Annotated in this window: 15 protein-coding genes; 8 read left to right on the top strand and 7 right to left on the bottom strand. The window is 32.5% G+C overall.

Annotated features, from left to right (window positions below; all coding sequences use genetic code 11):
* Positions 1–114 precede the first annotated feature (114 nt).
* Positions 115–567: an IS200/IS605 family transposase gene (gene tnpA / locus BUB80_RS10630; RefSeq protein ID WP_073292905.1), complete on the bottom strand. Its 453-nt coding sequence runs from the start codon at positions 565–567 to the stop codon at positions 115–117.
* Between the two features lie 190 nt (positions 568–757).
* Positions 758–2,074: a T9SS type A sorting domain-containing protein gene (locus BUB80_RS10625; protein ID WP_073292912.1), complete on the bottom strand. Its 1,317-nt coding sequence runs from the start codon at positions 2,072–2,074 to the stop codon at positions 758–760.
* Positions 2,075–2,503: 429 nt separating this feature from the next.
* Here BUB80_RS10625 and BUB80_RS10620 point away from each other — a divergent pair, with 429 nt between their 5' ends.
* The 3 genes from BUB80_RS10620 (at position 2,504) to BUB80_RS10610 (ending at position 8,085) form a co-directional block, all read left to right on the top strand.
* Positions 2,504–3,874: a helix-turn-helix domain-containing protein gene (locus BUB80_RS10620; protein WP_228433767.1), complete on the top strand. Its 1,371-nt coding sequence runs from the start codon at positions 2,504–2,506 to the stop codon at positions 3,872–3,874.
* A complete protein-coding gene (locus BUB80_RS10615) occupies positions 3,871–5,001 on the top strand; it encodes a tetratricopeptide repeat protein (RefSeq protein WP_073292903.1) in 1,131 nt (376 codons plus the stop codon). Before BUB80_RS10620 ends, BUB80_RS10615 begins: the two co-directional genes overlap by 4 nt.
* Before the next feature lie 138 nt (positions 5,002–5,139).
* A complete protein-coding gene (locus BUB80_RS10610; RefSeq protein ID WP_073292902.1) occupies positions 5,140–8,085 on the top strand; it encodes a T9SS type A sorting domain-containing protein in 2,946 nt (981 codons plus the stop codon).
* Positions 8,086–8,554: 469 nt separating this feature from the next.
* Here the strand turns inward: BUB80_RS10610 and pafA are convergent, their stop codons facing one another.
* The gene (pafA, locus tag BUB80_RS10605; RefSeq protein ID WP_073292901.1) at positions 8,555–10,201 is read right to left on the bottom strand and encodes an alkaline phosphatase PafA; all 1,647 of its coding nucleotides are present in this window, start codon (positions 10,199–10,201) and stop codon (positions 8,555–8,557) included.
* 103 nt (positions 10,202–10,304) lie between these two features.
* Here pafA and BUB80_RS10600 point away from each other — a divergent pair, with 103 nt between their 5' ends.
* From BUB80_RS10600 to BUB80_RS10585, 4 genes are all read left to right on the top strand, one after another.
* Positions 10,305–11,048, top strand: coding sequence for a hypothetical protein (locus BUB80_RS10600; protein WP_073292900.1), 744 nt, complete (start codon positions 10,305–10,307; stop codon positions 11,046–11,048).
* Positions 11,035–11,577, top strand: a complete 543-nt coding sequence (locus BUB80_RS10595) for a GNAT family N-acetyltransferase (RefSeq protein ID WP_073292899.1) — start codon at positions 11,035–11,037, stop codon at positions 11,575–11,577. Before BUB80_RS10600 ends, BUB80_RS10595 begins: the two co-directional genes overlap by 14 nt.
* A gap of 91 nt (positions 11,578–11,668) precedes the next feature.
* Entirely contained in the window at positions 11,669–12,253 is a 585-nt protein-coding gene (locus BUB80_RS10590; RefSeq protein ID WP_073292898.1) for a TetR/AcrR family transcriptional regulator, read from the top strand.
* A 72-nt stretch (positions 12,254–12,325) separates the two neighbouring features.
* Positions 12,326–13,063 carry an SDR family oxidoreductase gene (locus tag BUB80_RS10585; protein WP_073292897.1) on the top strand — a complete coding sequence of 246 codons (738 nt, stop codon included), beginning with the start codon at positions 12,326–12,328 and terminating at the stop codon, positions 13,061–13,063.
* A gap of 136 nt (positions 13,064–13,199) precedes the next feature.
* Here BUB80_RS10585 and BUB80_RS10580 read toward each other — a convergent pair whose 3' ends face one another.
* The 4 genes from BUB80_RS10580 to BUB80_RS10565 form a co-directional block, all read right to left on the bottom strand.
* Positions 13,200–13,769 carry a hypothetical protein gene (locus tag BUB80_RS10580; protein WP_073292896.1) on the bottom strand — a complete coding sequence of 190 codons (570 nt, stop codon included), beginning with the start codon at positions 13,767–13,769 and terminating at the stop codon, positions 13,200–13,202.
* 1 nt (position 13,770) lies between these two features.
* Positions 13,771–14,961 (bottom strand): ATP-dependent nuclease, encoded by a 1,191-nt coding sequence (locus BUB80_RS10575; protein WP_073292895.1) that lies wholly within the window; start codon positions 14,959–14,961, stop codon positions 13,771–13,773.
* 227 nt (positions 14,962–15,188) lie between these two features.
* Complete coding sequence (locus BUB80_RS10570) at positions 15,189–16,202, bottom strand: gliding motility protein GldB-related protein (protein WP_083547140.1); 1,014 nt, start codon at positions 16,200–16,202, stop codon at positions 15,189–15,191.
* 52 nt (positions 16,203–16,254) lie between these two features.
* The gene (locus BUB80_RS10565; protein WP_073292894.1) at positions 16,255–17,586 is read right to left on the bottom strand and encodes a DUF2268 domain-containing putative Zn-dependent protease; all 1,332 of its coding nucleotides are present in this window, start codon (positions 17,584–17,586) and stop codon (positions 16,255–16,257) included.
* A 171-nt stretch (positions 17,587–17,757) separates the two neighbouring features.
* On the opposite strand from BUB80_RS10565, the gene BUB80_RS10560 reads away from it, so the two are divergent.
* Positions 17,758–18,657: an NmrA family NAD(P)-binding protein gene (locus BUB80_RS10560; RefSeq protein ID WP_073292893.1), complete on the top strand. Its 900-nt coding sequence runs from the start codon at positions 17,758–17,760 to the stop codon at positions 18,655–18,657.
* The last annotated feature ends 75 nt before the right edge of the window (positions 18,658–18,732 follow it).

The following is an 18,732-nucleotide window of genomic DNA, read 5'->3' as shown; positions in this document are numbered from 1 at the left end:
AAAGAAACATTGGTAAATACAGAGCAAGAGCTAAACCCATAATATCTAAAAATCAAAAAGATAGCTTGTGATATTTTACTAACTTAATGACATTGGGGCAGAGCCCCGAAGTATTTAGATGTCAAAAAGTGTAAGTTGAGCCTCATGCACTTTTTGATATTTTTTCTCTTTTCCTTGATTTTCTATATACTTTTTAATGACATCCTTATTTCCATATTGACCCACTGTATTTGCATAATAACCACTTGTCCAAAAATTTCCTCCCCAAAGTTTAGCTTTGACATCAGGAAAACGTTTAAAAATTTCTTTAGCCGTGATACTTTTTACTTTCATACAAATTTCACTAATGGATAAATTGGGGACACTTTGTATCAAAAAATGAACATGGTTCTCTTCATAACCAATTTCTAGAAAGTGAATTTCATATCGATGAGACAATTCAATACATATTTCTTTAAATCCAACGCCAACCTCTTCGCTAATAACCGAATTCCTATATTTCACAGGGAAAACAATGTGGTAAAGAAGTAAAGTTTTATTATGCCTTTTCAGAATATGATCGTCCATGAATCAAAGCTACAGCTTTTTTAGTCTTTTGAAAAACCATCCGTTTTTCAAACTTTTCCTCTTTAACCCCGAGGCAGAGCCTCGAGGAATTCTTTAGATTAAAATCAATGGCATTACATAAAAACAAAACTCGCAGAAAAATCTGCGAGTTTTTTGGTCAGTCATTTTAAGTGTCCAATTTTTACTTTACTTACTGTTTAATGAATTTATAACTTTGTGAAACTTCCCCTTTCACAAAAATTTGTAATATATAATTTCCTCGAGATAAGGATGCTACGTCAACCTGATCTTTTACGGAATTTAATGATATTACTTTTTGACCGACCATATTGTATATTTCTGCTTTCTCAATTTTATCAATCCCTTTGATGTAAAGAATATCTTTTACAGGATTAGGATAAATTGATCCATTCGTTTTATTTTTTGTTATATCATGAGTCGCAAGAATCTCCTCCGGCAATTGAAGATAGAACGCAACCACCTCATTATTGGCATTCATTCCTATTCCTGCTATCTTTCTTCCATCCTGAGATATGGCTAGCGGAAGAGACATCGTAACACCTAGTGTATTGACACCTACCGACGTAGCATAATCATTTAAATTAATACGTCCTCCTGCCTGAGTCCAGATAAATCCTTCTCCAGCCATTGGCGGTCCGGAGAAAGGTCTAAAAAAACCAATAACTGTTTGTCCGTTAGCCGATATACCGGTCGCGCTTCCACTGAAGAAGAAAGAGGAATTAGGATGTGTTATGTAAGTAAGTCCCGAAGTACTGTTCCAAACGTAAGGGTTCGGTACTTCTTCTCCAATAATTGTATTTCCATCTGCTGAAACAGCACCTGCTTCGCCTACATTATTGCCATTATTATCTGTGATATAACTTTCTATTCCATTTACCCATTTTGCTCCACTTCTGGTTCCGTCATCCTCGTCTTGCCAACCTACGACTACAGTTCCATCTGAATTCACCGCATTTGCTCTTGAGCTACTTCCTGAAACCATACTTCCAAGATCTACAACACCATTCTGAGCGTCCCATTTTACCGCATGTGCAGTGGCTCCATTCACCCAGCCCAGTCCGACAATTGTATTGGCATTAGGCGTCATTCCCCAAGTTGAGCTTACACTTCCGTCCCAACCTGTAGGAACAAGACCACCCTGATTTACCCAAGTTGAAGTTGCTACATCATAAGTTGAAATTTCGTTAAAACTTGTTGCCACATTTGTCGCTGAAGAACCAATCTTTGTTCCGTTATTGGAAATAACCGTTCTTCCTGACGAAGGATAACCATTTGTTAAGCTTCCGATCTGAACCAAACCATTCTGAGCATCCCATTTAAAAATATCTCCGTTACTGGTGTCCATACTTACGACCCCATTATCAGAAACACCACCTACGCTATAAAAACCTACTCCCATAACGGAAAGCTGAGCATTAGCTACCGAGAATCCCAACAAACAACAGGCACATAATGCCCTCACTGAAATTGTGTAAAACTTTTTCATATTCTTTGTATTAATATTTTGAATTGGTGGAAGCAATATTAATATTATATTTACTCATTGAAAAGAAATTGACTTACAGAATTCGTGAATTTCAAAAGAACTAAATATTTAATTCTCTAAAAAACAAACATATACAAAAAATCTATTTTGAGCACAGATTGTAAGGATACTGAGAAAATGTCCACAAAAAACAAATTATTTCTCAAAACGATATTAAAAAGGAACCTCCTATTATTAGCCCTACTCCTCTTTTCAATTTTTATACATGGCCAATCTAGTCCCGACTTTACTATTCTAGCAGATAAAGCTTTTCAAAAATTATATCAAAATCCGGATGATTGTATAAGTTACTCTCAAAGCCTTCTTATAAGCGATCAAAATATTGAACATAAGATTGTTTTACAAAACATTATTTCCCAAGCGTATGCAATGAAAGGAGATTACGTACAGTCTGTGAATATTTCAACTCAAAAAGAAAACGGCGAAAAGGAAGAGCTTTCTTATTTTATGCAGATGTTTGGAGATTATAATCTTGCTGATCAATATCAAAATCTGGATTTATACAATCAATCTCAAAGAATTATCACCACCCTGCTGTCTGACAATAAATTATTCAAAAAAAGCGAAAATCCTAAGGTAAAAATAACAATTGCCAAGCTCTATCAGCTTCAGGCACTTAATTTGGGAATCAACAAAAATTATGTTTCGGCATTAGAAAACTTCAACAAAAGTGATCAGTTTATTACTCATCAAAATGAAGAAAATAAAATTATAGGGATTGAAAATAAGATCTTCAGATCTTCTTATTTAATGAGGCAAAACAAACTTGAAGAAGCAAAAAAACTACTCGAAAACACTATTTATACTATTGATAAACAACATAACAGTTCTTTTCTTTATGCACTGGCTTATGAAAATATGTCACGCTATTTCTTCCTCAAACAAGATTACACTACATCAATCCAAAACTTAGAAAAAGGACTTTTACAGATTGATGATCTTCCTTACAACGGATTAAAAGTTAAAATCTATGAGTCTTTAGCCAAAAGCTATTTGGCCCTTCATAATGATGAAAAACATCATTATTACAATAAACTTTATATGGATCTGAGAACAAAATTAGATTCCAGTACAAAAGAAGGCATACGATATATTGTAAAGTTGGTTGAAACTCATCAAGCTCAAAACATTGAATTTCAGAAACAAAATGAATCAAAAAAATTATGGGTCTTACTTGTAAGTATCTCCTTAATCATTATGGGTTTACTCCTATATTTCTTCATTGAAACGAGACGGAATATAGACTTAAAAAAACAACTGGACTTCTTTGAAAAGCAAAAAAAATGGGAACAGCCCATTCACATAACAATTTCAGAATCAGAAAAACAAATCAATACTATTGATAAAGCCTTTGAAAAAGAAGCTAATAAAATCTCCAAAGAAAAAGAAGATGAAATTCTCAAGAAGCTGGAAGAATGGGAACATACAGATCGTTATTTAAATAAAAACATGTCGCTTTCTATGCTTTCTGCACAAATGGGTGTCAATACCAAGTATCTTTCAGAGGTGATTAATAATAACAAAGGAAAAAACTTCAACGGATATATTAATGAATTAAGAATCAATCATATTGCTCATTTATTAAAAACAGATTTTACATATCTGAACTATAAGGTAAGCTATCTCGCAGAATTTTCAGGATTCTCTTCTCACAGTGCATTTACCACCGTTTTCAAATCGGTTACAGGAATGTCTCCCAATATTTACATTCAGGAAATCAGTAAAAACAGACTGTCATGAAATTAGTATTAAAAATATTTACGCTCATTTTTTTAGTGTGTTTGATTTCAATCAATGGACAAAAAATTCCTGATGATTCTTTAATGAAAACAGCACGTCTTCAGCTTTATGACAATCCGGAAAAAGCAATAAGTATCGGAAGAAATTTGTTGAAAAAGGAAAAAGATATTAATAAATCTATTGCCATTTATCTTCTTCTTTCTACAGCTAATATTGCAAAAAGAAACTTCGACGAATCTTTGCAATATATTTTAAAAGCAAAAGAATTGGCCCAGAAAACAAATGATCTTAAAACCCAAACTAATGTTTTAATCTCTGCTGCCATACAATATCAACAAATGGAACTTTTCAGCAAAAGCCTTGAAGTATTAAATGAGGCAGATATTCTTCTTGGAAAACTTCCTGATAACGCTTCCGGAAAGATTTTTGAAACGGCAAGAAGTTATGCTATTCGCGGGATGATTTATAAAAGCCAATCAAATTCTGAAATTGCGCTTGAAAAATTTCTTATTTCTATTAAAAACTTTAATAAAATAGAGACTCAGAAAAATACGGCTGCCAATATGAGCATCGTTTATTACAATATCGGATATTGCTACATGAACCTTAACCAACTGGAAAAAGCACAACCCACTTTTTTAGAATCCATTCGTTATGCTCAAAAAGACAATGCTAAAAGTTTAGAAGCATTTGCCCTGAAAGGTCTTGCAGAAATGCAGAAGCAGAAACACGAAAATAAAGCAGCCTTAAGTCTTTTGATACAAGCCGAAAATCTTTCTAAAAACACAGGTGACCTTGTTCTTAATGAAGGAATCTACAAAGAAATGTCTGAAAATTATCTCGTGATGGGAAAGCCACAGCTTTATCAAACCTACAATAAAAAATATTTTGAGATGCGGTTTAAAAGAGAGCAAAACGAGCTAATCTCAATCAATCATTCTATTAATAATCATAATGAGGAAACATCAATAAAAATCGGAAAAATTAAAGATCACTATCATTATCTTATGATTTCATCTTGGTTACTTTTTTTTATTATTTCGGGCGGAATTTTATATTTAATTATCAAAGTAAAGAAGGAAAACAGAAGAATTCATAAAAAAAATAAAAACCTATTCTATTCTTAATTCAATAATTATTTTAGTATTTCATTAACTAAAACACACCCCTATCGCTTATTTCTTCTAAATACTTTTGGTTCATAAGGAAAATATTATTTACTTTTGCTGTCTAATTTCTGTTTAGAAATTAATAAAAACACTAAAATGAAAAAAAAATTTATTCCCAGCAAATGGCTGTTAATACTCATTTGTCTATGCATCCTACCTGCAAAATTCCATGCTCAGTACACCAGTAATTACAATAATATTACGTACACTTCTACACGGCCCTATAACTTAAATTTAATTTATTTTGTTCCGAATGATGTTCCTTTAGATCCTACTTATGCCACCAGGATAAGCGAATTAATGCTTTGGGGACAAGATTTCTACAAGCAAAATATGATAGCAAACGGGTATGGTCCTAAAACATTTGGCCTTTTTACGGAAGCTACCAATACCAATAAGGTAAAAATTATTTTGATTCACGGAGCTCTTCCTGCCTCTTCTTATCCTTATAATGATTCTAGTAAAATTCAACAGGAGGTTGACACTTATTTTAATAATAACCCAAGCCAGAAAACCGGCGCTCGTACATTAGTTATTACCGCATGTGCCAATGCCAATCTCGACGCTCCTTTTTACGGATTAGATAAAATTGCTTTTGCTGTAGATTTTATAGGGTTTAAGCTTGAATATTTAAACATTCCAGGTGCAATTGGTGATAAATTTAGAAGTTATTTTGGAGGAATGTTACATGAGTTGGGACATGGTTTAGGCCTCCCTCACTCCCATCAAACCAAAACAGAGAACAATGATCCCAATAAAGGGATGAACCTGATGTTTGCAGGAAATAGCACCATAGGTACCAGTACTCATACCTTTATGAATCGCGCAAGCTGTGCTTTATTAAATAATAATCAGTTATTTGCCGATACTCCAGGCGGAGTATATCGCAATGGGCATAACGCAAGTATTACCAATCTTAAAACATCCTTTGCTAATGGAAACTTTATCGTTTCCGGTACCTTTTCATCCAATAGACCTGTTATTGATATTAATATTTATCAGGATCCTTATGCAACTCCAAGTCCGGGCTACTATAAAGTGGCATGGTCTGTTAAACCTGTGGGTAATACATTTTCTGCAACGATGCCTGTAAGCGATTTGGAAACCATTACAGGGCCTTATAATCTGCAGGTAGAACTTGTTTTAAATAATGAGGAAAAAGAATTCCAATCTTTTCCATTTACGTATAATAATGGAGCTCCCGATATAGAAAATAATACTTTTGTAGGTGGTTCTCTTACATTAAATTCAAACACTTCAGGCGTAAGCTATCAATGGCAATATCAAACCTCAACAGGAGCCTGGAATAATTATACTGAAGGAAACGTTTCTGGATATGGAAATTTTGCTGGTACAAAAACAAACACTCTCTATATATCAAACGTCTCTAGTAATTATATTAACAGTCCTCTTGTTTCAAGAACAGCTGTTACCCTTCCCAATCATACTGTAGTTTATACAACTCCACAAACCTCCCATGTTTATGGTGGTATAACAGGACAACCAGCTGATACTTCAACAGCTTGTGTTGGTGGCACCTTACAATTATCTGCACAAGCTTCGGGAGCATCTTTCCAATGGCAATACCAAGGATCTGATAACAGTTGGAATGATTTCACTGAAGGAAATGTTCCGGGATATGCTACATTCTCAGGTACAAAAACGCCTACTTTAACCATTTCGAATATTTCAGGGATCTATGCAACACAAATTGAAAAGGCAAGGCTAATGGTATCAAGTGGAAAACTAAGTGAGTTCAGAGTTTCAAACACGGCCACTTGGAAAGCAGAAAATGTATCTTTCACTCAGCAGCCCCCTTCATCAATGACCGTTTGTGTAAATCAAAATTTAGTTATTTCCGCTGGTGCATCCGGTGCCTCAACCTACCAATGGCAATATCAGGATTCTAATGGAAACTGGAATAATTATGCAGAAGGAACTGTATCCGGATATGGTACATTTTCGGGAACAAAAACCCCTACTTTAACCATTTCAAATGTTGGTGGAAGTTATATCAATAACACTGAAAAAGCAAGACTATTAGCCACTGGAGCAGGAGGATGTACAGTAACATCTAATATTGTTTCATGGAAAGCAGAAAACGTATTCATCACTCAGCAACCCCCTTCATCAATGACTGTTTGTGTAAATCAAAATTTAGTTATTTCCGCTGGTGCATCCGGTGCCTCAACCTACCAATGGCAATATCAGGATTCTAATGGAAACTGGAATAATTACGCAGAAGGAACCATATCCGGATATGGTACATTTTCAGGAACAAAAACCCCTACTCTAACCATTTCAAATGTTGGTGGAAGTTATATCAATAACACTGAAAAAGCAAGACTACTGGCCATTGGAGCAGGAGGATGTACAGTAGCATCTAATATTGTTTCATGGAAAGCAGAAAACGTATTCATCACTCAGCAACCACCCACTTCTCTCACAGGTTGTGTTGACGGCAGCTTAAGTATGACCGTGGGAGCCTATGGTGCCACAAAGTATCAATGGCAATATCAGGATAGCAATGGAAACTGGAATAATTACAATGAGGGAACTGTATCTGGATATGGTACATTCACCGGTACACAATCTCCTACAATGACTATTTCAGGTCTTGGAAGTATTTACACAACCTATACTGAAAAAGCAAGAGTACTTATTACAGGAGCTGGAGGATGCCCAACAGTATCAAATACAGTGAATTGGACAGCCCAGAACTGTAGTTCAAAAATGATGAAAGCTTCACCGACAATGGAACCTAAAAAAGCCGGTGAAAAATTGACTGATGGTATTAACAATACTAAACAAAGCGTTTACCCCAACCCTGTACAAGATGAACTAACCGTAAATCTTGGATCTTCAGGAAAAAACTATCAAGTACAGGTTTTAAGTATTGACGGTAAAGTTATTTACCAAACTACCACATCCGACAACATTTTAAAAATACCTTTCGCTGATAAACCTTCTACACACTACCTTGTAGTTGTAAAAAATATCACAGACAATTCAGTACAATCATTTAAAGTAATTAAGGAATAGACCGTAAATTCAAAATCACAAAAAAACTCGCAGTAATTGCGAGTTTTTTTATTTTTATATTCAGAGCCTGTTTAAATTTCTAAATTTAATTTTTTGCATCACATTCAAATCTTTATCTAAATCATATTCTTTAAGGATTTTTTTTGATTTAAAAGACAATGTACTGATGACCTATTTTTCTAACGCAAAGCTTTAGCTTCATTATGTATGTTTTCAGGGAGCAAAGGATAGAATCAACTTCGTTGATTCGTCGAAGCGTATGGATAAGCATACAGCTTCATCAGCGACGAAGTCGCATGACTTTGCTCACTTAAAATAAAGCAAAATTATTCATCAACTTTGCGTTAATTTTTTTTAGTCAAAAATAATTTCAAACATCATCTATTGAGTATTGTTGATGGAAATAAACAACTGATAACTAGATGTGTAAAAATTATTGAGTAAAATCTAAACAGGCTCTCAGCTAAAATTATTTTCCAATAACTTCAGTAATAGGATTTCCAACGTTTCCACTTGGAAACTGAATTTTCAATAACGAAGAAACAGTAGGCGCAATATCCGTCATAAAATAAGGCTTATTGCTTTCTCCATGCTGAATGCCCCAACCCATAAAAATTAATGGAATGTGTGCATCATAAGAGTTCCAAACACTGTGTGTTGTTCCTGTTTTTGCATACGGAGGAAGCATAGAATCATGTGAAATCAATTGAATATCTCCACTTCTCTGTCTGTTAATTCCGTTGATAATTCTTTGTTTGATAGGCTCAGGAATAGTAGACTCCTGAACTTTTGTCACAGAAACAGCAAATAAAACGGTAGGATCTTTTTCTAATTCTTTCACCGTGAAATTTACTACATCATCTAATTCAAGTTTATTGTCTTTCAACAATTTTCTATCGAAATATACTTGATAATTATCTACTGCATTAATTAGTTTATCAACCCCAAATTTTGCTTTTAATTTATCATTGATATCTTTCTCCATTCCTTCTCCGAAGAAACCTGTTGGAAGTTTATGCTCTTTCAAGAATCCTACAGAATGTGCCCCACCATGGTCCGCAGAAAGGAAAACGGTATACTGCCCTTTTCCAACTTTTGAATCTAAATAGTTGAAAAACTGAGCCAGATCTTGGTCTAATCTTAAATAAACATCTTCAACCTCAATAGAGTTAGGTCCAAATTTATGACCAGCATAATCTGTTGATGCTAAATTGATTGCTAAAAAGTCGGTGATATCATCACTTCCTAATTTCTCTCCTTCTACAGAAGCTTCAGCCAATTTCAACGTCAATGTATTTCCGAAAGGTGTATAACGGATGTTATCTTTTTTATCCTGATAATCTTTGGCTAAATTACTATATGGAAAAGTGGGTGTTTTTGCACTTCCCAACAATCCTTCCCAAGAAGAATTATCTGGTGAACTTTCTGTATACTGATTGATCGGAAGTAAAGTATTCCAACCGTTCGCCACTAATTTTCCCGGCAAATCCTGAGAATTGAAAGATTTTACCCATTGTGGCAAATCATTCATATACCAAGTACTGGTGATGAAATTCCCTGTAGAATCATCAAACCAAAACGCTCCGTTCGGCGTATGTCCGGCAGGAAGAATAGAAGCACGATCCTTCAAAGAAACACCAATTACCTTTCCTTGGAAATTGGTTGCCAATCTTAATTCGTCTGTTACTGTTGTAGACCAAAGATTTTTCGGAGAATGACTTCCCACTTTTGCATTGGTTGTTCCCACAGGCTGCACGCTTTCATCTGTAGTACAGTATACATTTTTACCGGTTTCTTTATCATTCCAGTCATTTCCCGCAATCCCGTGAATCGCCGGAACCGATCCTGTATAAATACTTGTATGTCCTAAAGCTGTAACCGTAGGAACATAAGGAATATGTACGTTATTCAGAGAATATCCTGAATTCAATAATCTTTTGAAACCATCGTTTCCAAATTTATTGTAAAATCGGTACAAATAATCCCAACGCATTTGATCCACCACAAGCCCAACCATTAATTTGGGTCTTTCTAATTGAGAATTTTTATTCTTCTGAGCATTGATTGTAACCACGGACAGAAAAGTTGCTGCCGCAATTGAAATTTTCCTAAGCATCTAGTAAATTTTTATTGAGAACAAATTTACGTGTTTTGAAAGTTTTGGTGTGTGAAATTTTGATTAATTTTGAAAATTTGTATTTTCTAAATTACCACAATTGATGAAACAATTTTTATTCTCTATAATACTTTTATTTACATCTTTAAAATTATCCGCACAAATCAGTAAAGATTTTAGTTGTGATGATTTTACTTTTAATATTGAATCAAATACTAGAAATTCTGTAGAGTTTTTGAATAAGGAAAGATATTTTCAATTCATTAAAGATAGTATTCCAAAAAGTAAAAAACCTGTTATTGCAGAAAATAAAAAACTGAATGAAGAATTCCAGAAAAAATTTCCAAATACAATTACAGAGCATTGTATTCATGCTAAAAGTTTTAGTCAAGGAAAAATTGAAGATACCTCATTTTGCAACAATAAATATAATATCTCCCTCATTTCTAAAGAATACAATTTTTATATATTTAAAATCTTAGCATTTGAAATAGATAATTATTTAATTTTCAACACAAACAATAAGACAATTTATTCTTCAAATCATTATCCAATTATTTTAAATAATGGAAAATTTATTTTTGATATTGGATATTCATATGATGGATTAAACTCTTTTAATTATTTTAAGTTTAAAGATAATAATGTTGGCTATTTCGAACTTTCAATTCCCTTACATTATCAAATAAAAAATTATAATATCATTAACGCATTTAATGGTCTCAAACTAACTGCAGAACTTACAAAATACAATGTAAAGGAAACATCACCCAACAAATCTGAAGATGACAAGAGTGATTTTTGCACTAAATTCATAAATATTCCGGTCTCCAATGATAGAAATTAAAAAACTAGAAAAACTCACCTGTAACCCAACGTTAAATTGGGGATTAAATGGTTATAAAACAGATAAAATATACGCCGTTTCAAGTATCGAAATGGCGAATACTTTTGAATTTATTGTAAGAGAAAAAAATCAACCTTATACAAAAATATGGGAAACCAATTCTGAAGATATCGCTGAACTCAATACAATTATTGAACAAGGACATTCTTTCGGAGCTTTTCATGATGATGAATTATTAGGTTGGGTTATCTGTGAATTTAGAGAATGGAATAACAGTCTTTTTATCGAAAACCTATTGATCAGTGAAAAATTCCGAGGTCAAAGTATCGGCCGATTATTACTTAAAAATGTCAACAAAACAGCCAGAGAACTCAAGTGTAGAATTGTTGAACTTGAAACTCAAAACACTAATTATCTCGCTGTAAGATTCTATCAAAAAGCAGGTTTTACGATTACAGGAATCAATACTAAATTATACAATGATTCTTCAGAGACGGCTTTGTTTATGAGTTATGAACCTCTCCTCTAGCTTTATCGACAAAAACTATAAAAGATATTCAAAATTTTATTTTGTACTAATTAGTACAATTATATACCTTTGCTTCAGAAAATAATCCAAAATGGCAGGAAGACCAAAAATATTCAATGAAAAAGAAGCTGTAGACAGAGCCACTGAAGTCTTTAAAGACAAAGGCTACGACACGGCTTCTGCAGATGAACTTTTGGGTGCAATGGGAATTGGAAAAGGAAGTTTTTATTTGGCTTTCAAAGGAGGAAAACAGGAATTATATGCACGATCAATTAAGCAGTTTTCAGAGAATTTTCATCAGAAATTAGTTGATCAAATTGCAAAAACCGATAATCAAATAGACTTCATCAAACAACTTTTTTTAGGATTAGCCAATGGATCTGGATGCGATAAGGAAAGAGGATGTTACTTAGGAAATGCTTTGGTTCAATTGTCTGATAAAGATGAAGACATAAAAAAGATATCAGCTGAATTGCTAAGAAAATTGCAACAAGTTTTTGCAAAAGCGATACAAAAAGCACAGGAAATCGGACAGATAAAAAGCACGGAAGACTCAGAAATTTTAGCATGGCATCTTACGAATCTATGGAATGGAATTCATGTCACAAAGCGTATGGAAAGTTCACCTAAAATACTTACATCAATCATTGAGCTTAATCTTAAAGTCCTGGATTAAAAAAATTTAAACAATTTTGTACCAAATAGTACAATATAGAAATATAATACAAATTCAAAAAAACAAAACATTATGAACATTACAAACAACACCATCCTTATCACTGGCGGAGGTTCAGGAATCGGTTTAGAAATTGCAAAAGCATTAAGCCCTTCCAACAAAATTATTATTGTAGGAAGAAACAAAGAAAAACTAGATGCAGCCGCTAAAGATTTAGAAAATGTATTTACCATTCAGGCAGATATTACCAATGAAAGTGATGTCAACAGATTATTCGAAGAAGTAAAAACAACTTTCGGAGGTTTAAATATCTTGATCAATAATGCGGGAAATGCTTACGTGTACAATATTGCAAATGATGGAAATGCACATAATAAAGCATTGGCAGAATTTACAACCAATTACTTCGCACCCATCAGACTATCAGAAAAATTTCTTCCTCTATTGAAAGAACAAAATGAAGCAGCAATTGTTAATGTTTCATCCATCGTAGGTTTTGTTCCAGGATCTCATCTTCCAACGTATTCAGATTCAAAAGCAGCGCTACACTCTCACACTCAATTGTTGAGATACGAATTGGCTAAAGATACCAACGTAAAAGTTTTTGAATTGATGCCGCCTTTGGTTGCTACAGATTTCTCCGCAGAAATTGGAGGTAAAGAAAACGGAATTCCAGCTTCTGATGTTGCTAATGATCTGGTAAAGGGACTTCAGGAGAATATTTATGAGATCCGTGTTGGAAATACAGAGGTTGTCTACAATAACTTCTTTGCCGGTACGCAAGGAGCTTTTGCTACTTTTAATAATTAAAAATTTCATCGTTCCTGATTAGGAATTGATTCCATATATTTTTTCTCTCGCAAGATAAATCTATTACAATTTTAGAAACAGTCTCACGAGAGGAAAAATAGTATAAATACTTATAATGAAAAGTAACACACTTTTTTTAATTATCACCCTTTAGTTTAACTATCAATTTTTCGAAATCCTTAATAAATTTTTCGAAATATAAACAATTATCATGAACAGTTTCAAAAGATAAGTCTTTAAATATTCCAACATTCATAGATTCATCATATTGTCTACTAAAATTTTTTAAATATTCTTTAGGTTCTGAAATACTCATAACATTTTCACTGATAACAAGTTGAGAATTAAATGTAAGATTGAAAATTTCATGATTGGCTAAAATTAATGCTTCAATTTCATAAACATTCAAAAAAAATATACCTTTTTTATCTACTACGCTATTAAATTCATTAAAATAGGTCTTCCTTCGGGATAGCATAGATTTATTAGGAAGAATGGCATCTAAATCTCTTATGAAAATTACAATGTCAGGCTTTTCACTTTCATATTCAACCCTTAGAATACGTTTAACTTTTTGATTTTCTAAATTTGAACCATTGATTCTATTAAGCATAAAAAAAAAATTAAATTCTGTATATTTTTTTTCTAATAGAACCTGAATGCATTCAGTATCATTAGGTGCTTCACCAACTAATCCTATTTTCATATTACTTTTCTAAATCAGAGTATAACCAATAATCACTCAAAAAATTTTCTTTTACATATTCCTTTGCTTTCTTTAACTCTTTTTCATCTAAATGCCTAAGTTTCGTTAAAGAAGAATCAATATCAACATATGCCAAAATTATCCTATTAAACTCATTTGACTCCAAAAAATCTAATGCCTGAGGAGAATGGGTAGTAATAATAATTTGTTTAGTTTCAGATTGCAATTTCAAAAACTCCATCAATTTATGAAACTGATGAGGATGAACCCCTAATTCTGGTTCTTCTAATAATATTAATCTATTAACTTTATTCCTATCAAAAACTAAATATGTAGAATGAGTTATTCCAAATTTACTTAAATCCTCATTATCAACATCATAAATTTCTGATATAATATAGAATAGTCTTTTTGTCCCATCAGAAAGACTTGAAAAAGGTAACCATTGTTTACCTATTTTAAATTCCAAAAAAACATTACTAATTGTAATCTCTTTTGAATCATCTGCAATAAAGACATTAAAATTATCACTAATTCTAATCTCAGAAATAGGAGAATATTTACGTAGAATTTCATTAAATAAAGATAGTTTTTCAAATTTTTCTTTTAAAGAATTTTCTACAGCTAATTCAGTAATATCTCCAAAGTTAATATCAGCAAACAAGATTTGTAAAATTATATTCTTAACAAAATAAGTAGTAGAATCACTACGATAAATATTTGTCAAGTCATCACTGATCTTATCTTTAATAAATTTAAATGTAAGAGGGTTATTAATAATTGGTAAATCTTTAGGCACACCATGACAAATAAATGTTGAATTATAAAAAATTTCATACTCAGAAAGATCACTATATGGATTCTCTACTTTAACAACTTTTCTCCCTATTCTTAATTTTGACTCTGTAGATGCATTAAAATCATTTGCCTTAAAAAAATCTTTTATATCTGTACTTCTTTTAGAATCAATTGTTATTTTTTTATCACCTTCAAAAACTATCTGAGATTCAAAATTATTCAGACCTTTAAAATCAAATTTCAAACTTTTATTTAGAAAATTTAAAAAATTAGTTTTTCCTGCAGCATTTTTTCCAATAATTATATTCAATCCTTTTTTAAATTCTATAGATACATTTTCTATCGATTTATAACCAGAAAATCTTACCATCTTCAAACTTAATGTTTGTCCCATTTTGAAAAAAATTTTATACAAATATAGCAAAACGCTATTTAAGAATAGAATATATAATGATTATAACATTAACAATCTGTTTCACAATAAACAAAGTCTTAATCAAAAAATTAATACTAAAAATTTAAAATACATTTTGAATCAAACTAAAGTATATAATCATAACAAACTATTAAACAACAAACTAAAAATTAAATAAATATCATAAAAAGCAGTTCTTAATTCAACTACAACAATTCCACATACTTCTCATACCCGCTCCTATCCAATACATCTTTAGGAGCCAGTTTATAAATATCTTTCCAGGAATTGACCCCGTGTTTCTCTACATATTTTTCAACGATTCTAAACCCTAACCAATAATTTAAAGACTTTGGCGCATCAGGAAATAGCTTGAGTTTATCATTTCTTAAAAGAGGATTATCTCCGGATTCATCTGTGAAATACGTTTTAAGAGTTATGAAAATTTTCTTCTCATTTTTTACATACCATTCCCAATCTTGTCTTGACATGTTTTCAACAGCATTATGCTTTTCCATTTTACCATCAAAGAAAACCCAAGTGAAATAACAGGCAAATCCTTCATCAATTGTTTGGCTCAATGCTGAGTTTTTATTCGCATCTTTATTTCTGAATTTCTCATACACCAAATGATTAAGTTCATGAGGTAAACCTTTTTCTAAAGTAAATTCCGGATCCGTATTTTCGTTATTGAGTTCCAATGCAAATTGATCATCCTTACAGCCACCAAAACCAATACCCGTCAATGGCGTAAAAAGAATACTTATGGTAGCTTTAGGTTGGTAAGGAACCAGTTGATTGAACTTTTTTAAATTCGTAGCCAGAACATGATTAAGATTTATTTTTAAAAGACGCTTTACTTTTTCATCAAATGCAGCCTTATTTTTAGGATATAAGGTTTTATTCCATTCTATCATTCCTTCAGGATTATTGTATAAAGCAGCATTTTTTTCACCAAAGATCATGGCATAGCAACTGTCCCAAAGTTTTTTGTGGGGTTGATATACTTTTTCAGTAATCAATTCTGGATCAAAAGAACCATTGCAATGAGCCAGAATTTGATATTTAAAAAGATTTTTCACTACAATATCATTCACTTTAACGCTGTCTGCCACCTTTTCAAGATCTTTCTCAAAAGACGTTTCCGGACTTAGTTTTTGATTTGTCGAACAAAAACATACCGTTGCAATACTGAATATATATAAAATGGTTCTTTTCATGAACTGTTTGATTGTAATTATTTAATTGTAGACTATAGTATCATTATATCTTTCATCTGAATTTTAGATCATATAGACTTTTATCAAGAAATAGCAATGGGTTGTTCATTTCAATCATTTCTTTGACAGCAGACTTTTTATCAATAGCATTTTCATAATAAGATTCTGCCAGATTATATCCTATTCTATAGCCCAAATCTCCGGGACGGTCTTTACTGGAAGCCGCATTAAAAAGCCATTTACTAAAATCCTTTGAACATAGCTCACTTTTTAATTCAACCCAAAGTTTTTTCTCGTTTTCCTTTACATACAAAAAAGTTCTGCTGTTGTTTTCTTTTTGTTGCATCATTAGTTTTTCGGAAATATAAGAAGCAACTCCCTCTCTAATTATATTATCCAAAAGAGAGCATTCACAGGCATTTTTATTATTTTTCGACTGTTGGGTATGAATATATTCATGTGCTGCAGTCTCTTTAATAAAATCTTTAACAGATTCTAATGTTGGGCGCGACAAAATACTCGCTTTTAAATTTTCGTTGGTTATTTCAGATACATCGCAGTCTTTATTGCCTGCTAACATCTCAACCCCGATCAACAGATAATTATTAGAAATTGTTCCTCCTGTAGACATCGGTCCAATTGCAAAACAGATTTTTGCAGGACGAGCATCAGGATATATATTCTTGAAGCTCCCAATTAATGAAGGTAAATCTTTGATCTGTAATGGAAGCATGGTATTGTTTCTGACACTTTGATAGAATTTTTTATACTTCTTAATTCTTTCAACAAAAAACTCGGCACCAAAATATCTTACTTTTTGGAACTCTTTCAATCCATCTGTGCCTCTATCCAGATAAAGCTTTTGTATGGTATTGATACTATCTTGAGTGGTTTTAGAAAATTGTAACTGATCATAAGCTTCCCAAAAATGAGTGATATCTAAAGTGAAAATATCTTTAGTATTTTCTTCTTTCATATCATCAGCAATCTTTTTACGGATCTTAATTTCTTCTTTGCTAAACTTTTTAACACTTACCTCAACTGTTCCATTCGTTTTTTTTGACTTTTCAACAGAACGTATGACCAGTTTATAATGATCGTGTTTTTCAGGCGAAAATTCAATTTTATCATATCCATTATTTCCATCAGCCAAATCGGTGTAAGCAACCTGTTTTCCATTAGAATCAAATATAATAGCCTCAACATCAATCATATTCTGATAAATTGTAAATAGATAAATTTCATCTTTTTTAAGATCAATCGTAAAGTTTAATTCCGAAGAACCATCAAAAGATATTATTGAAGTACTTTTTCCAATTTCTAATTGTTGTCCGAATGAAAAGACATGGAAGAGTAAAAAGAAAAATAGCAGTTTTTGTTTCATGGTTTTGCTTATCTCTTTATAAGACAATTCAAAACTCTATTTTGTTACACCTCATACAGTTGAAAATACAATCAAGCAGTAAGCCTAAAATCCGGCTACGTAAAAAGTAGATTTGGATACATCATCTTTAATAGCATATCGGAACTTTGTTTCAATAAAAAACAAGTTAAAATGAAAATTATCGTAACAGGTTCTTTAGGAAATATCAGCAAGCCACTGACCAAAGAACTTATCAACAAAGGACATTCGGTTACTGTTATAAGCAGCAATACAGAAAGAAAATCAGAAATTGAAGCATTGGGTGCTAAAGCAGCCATTGGATCTATGGAAAATATAGATTTTCTAACCGAAACATTCAAAGGAGCAGATATCGTTTATGCTATGGAAGCGTTAAATGCAGGTGTTTTTTTTGATCATAACGTAGATTTTATGGAAGCAAATACTCAGATTGGAAGAAATTACAAAGAAGCTTTTGAAAGATCAGGCGTGAAAAACATTGTTCACCTCAGCAGTATTGGCGCTCACCTTCCAAGCGGAAACGGAATTCTTGCTTTTCATTACAATGTAGAAAAGATTTTAAATGAACTTCCGGAAGATGTTTCCATTAAATTTATGCGTCCGGTGGGGTTTTATTACAATATGTATTCTTTTATTCCCACCATCAAATCACAAGGTGCCATCATTCAGAATTATGGAGGAGATGAAAAAGAAGCTTGGGTTTCGCCGTTGGATATTGCCAATGTCATTGCGGAAGAGATTGAAAAACCATTTAACGGAAGAGAAATTCGCTACATTGCAAGTGAGGAAATTTCACCTAATGATATTGCAAAAACGTTGGGTGAAGCTATTGGAAATCAAGCACTGAAATGGCTGACTGTTTCAGATGAAGATTTACTTAATGGTATGATCAGCGCTGGAACGAATCCTAAAACCGCTAAAGGTTTTGTTGAAATGAATGCAGCCAGAGGAAATGGAGTTTTATATGAAGATTATTACCAAAACAGACCAGCTCTAGGAAATGTGAAAGTAAAGGATTTTGCTGAAGATTTTGCTAAAGCATATTTTAAGTAAAACGGTCTTTTGCCTTGAAATCATAGAGATCCTTCGACTTCGCTCAGGATGACACCGCTAATACGAACTTTTATC

The organism is Chryseobacterium polytrichastri, from assembly GCF_900142445.1.
In the GTDB taxonomy this organism is placed as follows: Bacteria; Bacteroidota; Bacteroidia; order Flavobacteriales; family Weeksellaceae; genus Chryseobacterium; species Chryseobacterium polytrichastri.
The sequence above is the reverse complement of the archived record's forward strand: the minus strand, read 5'-3'. Positions and strand labels throughout refer to the sequence as shown.

What these genes read in the sequence shown, in the direction of transcription:
- BUB80_RS10615 (WP_073292903.1), top strand. Translation starts at nt 3,871, where the DNA reads ATGAAATTAGTATTAAAAATATTTACGCTCATTTTTTTAGTGTGTTTG.
- BUB80_RS10590 (WP_073292898.1), top strand. Translation starts at nt 11,669, where the DNA reads ATGGCAGGAAGACCAAAAATATTCAATGAAAAAGAAGCTGTAGACAGA.
- BUB80_RS10570 (WP_083547140.1), bottom strand. Translation starts at nt 16,202, where the DNA reads ATGAAAAGAACCATTTTATATATATTCAGTATTGCAACGGTATGTTTT.
- BUB80_RS10565 (WP_073292894.1), bottom strand. Translation starts at nt 17,586, where the DNA reads ATGAAACAAAAACTGCTATTTTTCTTTTTACTCTTCCATGTCTTTTCA.
- BUB80_RS10595 (WP_073292899.1), top strand. Translation starts at nt 11,035, where the DNA reads ATGATAGAAATTAAAAAACTAGAAAAACTCACCTGTAACCCAACGTTA.
- BUB80_RS10600 (WP_073292900.1), top strand. Translation starts at nt 10,305, where the DNA reads ATGAAACAATTTTTATTCTCTATAATACTTTTATTTACATCTTTAAAA.
- tnpA (WP_073292905.1), bottom strand. Translation starts at nt 567, where the DNA reads ATGGACGATCATATTCTGAAAAGGCATAATAAAACTTTACTTCTTTAC.
- BUB80_RS10625 (WP_073292912.1), bottom strand. Translation starts at nt 2,074, where the DNA reads ATGAAAAAGTTTTACACAATTTCAGTGAGGGCATTATGTGCCTGTTGT.
- BUB80_RS10610 (WP_073292902.1), top strand. Translation starts at nt 5,140, where the DNA reads ATGAAAAAAAAATTTATTCCCAGCAAATGGCTGTTAATACTCATTTGT.
- BUB80_RS10560 (WP_073292893.1), top strand. Translation starts at nt 17,758, where the DNA reads ATGAAAATTATCGTAACAGGTTCTTTAGGAAATATCAGCAAGCCACTG.
- BUB80_RS10585 (WP_073292897.1), top strand. Translation starts at nt 12,326, where the DNA reads ATGAACATTACAAACAACACCATCCTTATCACTGGCGGAGGTTCAGGA.
- BUB80_RS10580 (WP_073292896.1), bottom strand. Translation starts at nt 13,769, where the DNA reads ATGAAAATAGGATTAGTTGGTGAAGCACCTAATGATACTGAATGCATT.
- BUB80_RS10575 (WP_073292895.1), bottom strand. Translation starts at nt 14,961, where the DNA reads ATGGGACAAACATTAAGTTTGAAGATGGTAAGATTTTCTGGTTATAAA.
- pafA (WP_073292901.1), bottom strand. Translation starts at nt 10,201, where the DNA reads ATGCTTAGGAAAATTTCAATTGCGGCAGCAACTTTTCTGTCCGTGGTT.
- BUB80_RS10620 (WP_228433767.1), top strand. Translation starts at nt 2,504, where the DNA reads ATGAAAGGAGATTACGTACAGTCTGTGAATATTTCAACTCAAAAAGAA.